The sequence below is a fragment of the Thermosynechococcus sp. Uc genome (assembly GCF_029335995.1).
Taxonomy (GTDB): domain Bacteria; phylum Cyanobacteriota; class Cyanobacteriia; order Thermosynechococcales; family Thermosynechococcaceae; genus Thermosynechococcus.
Genome location: NZ_JARJMS020000027.1, coordinates 1 through 3,677, shown reverse-complemented (window position 1 = coordinate 3,677; position 3,677 = coordinate 1). Strand labels below are relative to the sequence as shown.

The following is a 3,677-nucleotide window of genomic DNA, read 5'->3' as shown; positions in this document are numbered from 1 at the left end:
GCTTTCATATCCAAGACCCCTCCTTCAAAAAGTAGCCGTTGAGCGGTGGAGGCGTGGAAGGCAGCGGGGACATTCAAAGGGGCATTGGGGCTAAAAACAATTCCCGCAGGGTTGAGCAGATACAGGTTACTGTTGCCACCTGTGATTTGAATCAAGCCACTAATGTAACTAGTATTGCCACCGCTAGCGAGAACGTTGCGCATTTGCATATTCGAGAGAAAGTCAGCAATTTGGCCATTACCGACATTGAACTCACGGAAGAGGTGAAAGAGGTTTTGGCCATTCTGGATAATGGTGGTTCCCGTTCCCCTAGTAGCTGGGGTAATCTGGCTGTAGGCGGCACTATTCAATAGCCCCCAAAAGGCTAAAGTAACGGGTAATGCAGCCTTTTTCAAAGGGATAGCCCACGCTGAAAACGGCCAAAACTGCTGTAGGGTTTTCATGATTCCAGCCTCCAGATAACTGATTGAGTCGTGCCGCCGGCAACTCTTGTGGGGGACTCCAGAGGCTGTTGTGGAAATTCGCTGTAGCCATTATAGATACAGCAATAAAATTTCCAAAATGCTAAGCTTTGCTATGTCTAAATCCCCAACAATCGTAGAATAGATTCTTATTCTCAGGAGTAATAGCGTTGGCACAGGGATTACGGGTTGGCATTTTAGGGGCTACAGGTGCCGTTGGCACGGAAATTTTGGCAATTTTGGCGGAACGGTCGTTTCCGGTAGCTGAGTTGCGTCTTTTGGCTTCACCGCGTTCAGCAGGTCAAACCCTCTCGTTTGGTGAGACGGTGCTGCCCGTACAGGCAGTGAGCGAGGAAACCCTCAAGGGGCTGGATCTGATTTTGGCTTCGGCGGGGGCAACTGTGTCGCGGCAGTGGCTACCCATCGCCATCAAAGGGGGAGCGATCGCCATCGATAATTCCAGTGCCTATCGCATGGAACCCAATGTCCCTTTGGTGGTGCCCGAAGTCAATCCTGAAGATCTAAAGACACACCAAGGCATCATTGCCAATCCCAACTGCACCACGATTTTGATGACAGTTGCCCTATGGCCATTGCATCAGGTGCGACCAATTCGGCGAATTGTCGTGGCCACCTATCAGTCCGCAAGCGGTGCCGGCGCAAAAGCAATGCAGGAACTGAAGGATCAAGCCCTCGATATTCTCAAGGGGCAACCACCGCGCACAGAGGTCTTTCCCTACCCCTTGGCCTTCAACCTCTTTCCCCACAATTCTCCTCTCAATGAGCAGGGCTACTGCCAAGAGGAGATGAAGATGGTCAACGAAACCCGCAAAATTTTCCATGCCCCAGAGTTGCGGCTGACGGCTACCTGTGTTCGCGTTCCAGTGCTGCGGGCCCACTCAGAAGCGCTGAATGTTGAATTTTTTGAGCCTTTTCCGCTGCAAGAGGCGCGCGATCGCCTGCAACAGGCGGCAGGAGTCCAATTTGTTGAGGATTGGCAGCGCAACTATTTCCCAATGCCCCTAGAGGCCACAGGTAAAGACCCCGTATTTGTGGGACGGCTGCGCCAAGATATTTCCGAGCCCAATGCCCTTGAACTGTGGCTGTGTGGCGATCAAATCCGCAAGGGGGCGGCATTGAATGCGGTGCAAATTGCTGAATCTCTGATTGCCCAAGGGTTAATTTAAGGGCTGACTACGCTTGGCTGAGCACTTTGATGGGCAACCAGAGCTACTGGTGACTTAGAGTGTCAAGTTTTGTTACAGAATTCAACATTTCTGGATTTGCAAAAGTTGGCCGAAGAGCTAGGGCTGAATGTCTCTAACAACGAGGTTCATCAGTGTACCGCAGAGCTACAGTTGACAAGGTTGCCCCTCTTTAGCCTACCACCACGGAGATAGGTGCAGTCTCGTATTGATTTTGTATTGATTTTTATTGATCAAGTCACTGGGAACAGCGCCCCCTGCAAATAGGCCTGAAAGTGCTCCTGAAAATACAGCCAGGAGGTCATATCGGCACCCTCGCGGTATTCAGTGGGGGCTTCACGGTATTGGGGCAGTCGTTCTAATGGCTCTTGCAAAAGAGAGGGTAAATCTTCAACGGTGAGGGCTTTGCCGCCCGTAGCACTATAGACGAGATAACTGGAGCGATCGCCCATCTTCATCCAAGGCAACCAAGGCCCAATTCGACTCCAACACAAGTGGACATCGGCAATTGTCTCCGTATCTTGTTGTAAATCAGCAGTGGCCACCGTTAGCTTAAACAGTTCTGCCGCTTGGTAGATGGGTTGGGGGCTGTAGGGCTGAAACCGTTCCTCACCCCCAAGGGGGTTGTCATAATAGGAAAACAGATCAAACTGAAAGGTAGTGGTGTGTTCACTGACTTGGGCGGGCACCTCGTGGCGAAATAGCCCCTGCACAGGATCATTGGCCACGGGAATCACAGGTACGATTTCCTCTGTCCACGGATTGTGCCAGCGATCGCACACAGAGTGACTCTGTGGATCCAGAGAAGCAGGGCGAGGATGAGCCGAAGCAGCAGCCCGAGCGAGAAACCGCCCGGGCGGCAGGGGGATGGCGACATGGCGAAGTCCTACGGAGCAAGGGCCGCGATTTTATCACCTTCAAAGGGCGTTGAGGGGACGAGGGTGGGGGCTCTTTCGTTTCTCAGCCGCTGTGCCGCGCTTACCATATTGCGCAGACCCGCCTCGGTCTCTGCCCAGCCGCGGGTCTTCAGCCCGCAGTCGGGATTGACCCACAGATTCTTGAGCGGGATGACCTCGCAGGCCTTGCGCAGCAGGCGCTCGATCTCCTCCACGCTGGGCACGCGCGGCGAGTGGATGTCCCACACCCCGGGACCGATCTCGTTGGGATAATGGAAGGCACCAAAGCCCTTGAGCAGCTCCATGTCCGAGCGCGAAGTCTCGATGCTGATGACATCGGCATCCAGCGCGGCAATGGCGGGCAGGATGTCGTTGAACTCCGAGTAGCACATGTGGGTGTGGATCTGAGTGGCGTTGTCCACTGGCGAGGCGCTGATGCGAAAGCATCGTCCAGCCCAATCGAGGTAGTCTTGCCAATTGGCACGGCGCAGCGGCAGTCCCTCGCGGAAGGCTGGTTCGTCGATCTGGATGATGCGGATACCGGCGCGCTCCAAGTCCGCCACCTCATCGCGGATGGCCAGGGCAATCTGCTCGCAGGTGGTTTTGCGTGGCTGGTCGTCACGCACGAAGGACCATTGCAGGATGGTTACCGGCCCTGTGAGCATGCCCTTCATTGGTTTTTTGGTGAGGGATTGGGCGAACGTCGTCCAGCCAACGGTCATAGGAGTTGGGCGACTGACATCGCCAAAGATGATCGGGGGCTTGACGCAGCGTGAGCCGTAGGACTGCACCCAGCCGTTGCGGGTGAAGGCAAAACCGGCCAGTTGTTCACCGAAATACTCCACCATGTCGTTGCGCTCCGGCTCGCCGTGGACGAGTACGTCCAAGCCGAGAGCCTCCTGCTTCTGCACCACCTGGGCAATCTCCTCCTTCATGCGTGCCTCGTAGGCCGCTTGATCCAGTTCGCCGCGTTTGAAGGCGGCGCGAGCCTTGCGCAGCTCCTGGGTTTGCGGGAAAGAGCCGATGGTGGTGGTGGGGAGTAAAGGCAGGCCCAGGGCGGCATGTTGCAGGCGCTGACGCTCGGCAAAGGGTGCGGCGCGACGGTCGGCATCTTC

General features: G+C 55.2%; 5 protein-coding genes. 1 reads left to right on the top strand and 4 read right to left on the bottom strand.

Annotation, left to right across the window (positions count from 1 at the left end; all coding sequences use genetic code 11):
* Both P3X23_RS03030 and P3X23_RS03025 read right to left on the bottom strand, forming a co-directional pair.
* A partial coding sequence (locus tag P3X23_RS03030) for a filamentous hemagglutinin N-terminal domain-containing protein (RefSeq protein WP_300873025.1) occupies nucleotides 1-395 on the bottom strand: 395 nt, incomplete at its 3' end.
* On the bottom strand, nucleotides 343-534 hold the full coding sequence (locus P3X23_RS03025) for a hypothetical protein (protein ID WP_300873023.1): 192 nt from the start codon (nucleotides 532-534) through the stop codon (nucleotides 343-345). The genes P3X23_RS03030 and P3X23_RS03025, both read right to left, overlap by 53 nt.
* A gap of 97 nt (nucleotides 535-631) precedes the next feature.
* Here P3X23_RS03025 and P3X23_RS03020 point away from each other — a divergent pair, with 97 nt between their 5' ends.
* A complete protein-coding gene (locus P3X23_RS03020) occupies nucleotides 632-1,648 on the top strand; it encodes an aspartate-semialdehyde dehydrogenase (RefSeq protein WP_300873021.1) in 1,017 nt (338 codons plus the stop codon).
* A gap of 251 nt (nucleotides 1,649-1,899) precedes the next feature.
* On the opposite strand, the gene P3X23_RS03015 is transcribed toward P3X23_RS03020, so the two are convergent.
* Both P3X23_RS03015 and metE read right to left on the bottom strand, forming a co-directional pair.
* Nucleotides 1,900-2,469 (bottom strand): DUF1838 family protein, encoded by a 570-nt coding sequence (locus tag P3X23_RS03015; protein WP_300873027.1) that lies wholly within the window; start codon nucleotides 2,467-2,469, stop codon nucleotides 1,900-1,902.
* An 83-nt stretch (nucleotides 2,470-2,552) separates the two neighbouring features.
* Nucleotides 2,553-3,677: 5-methyltetrahydropteroyltriglutamate--homocysteine S-methyltransferase (metE, locus tag P3X23_RS03010; protein WP_367186493.1), on the bottom strand; the 1,125-nt coding region annotated here is incomplete at its 5' end.

Excerpts from the sequence above, each read along its gene's own strand:
- P3X23_RS03025 (WP_300873023.1), bottom strand. The coding sequence starts at position 534 with ATGGCTACAGCGAATTTCCACAACAGCCTCTGGAGTCCCCCACAAGAG.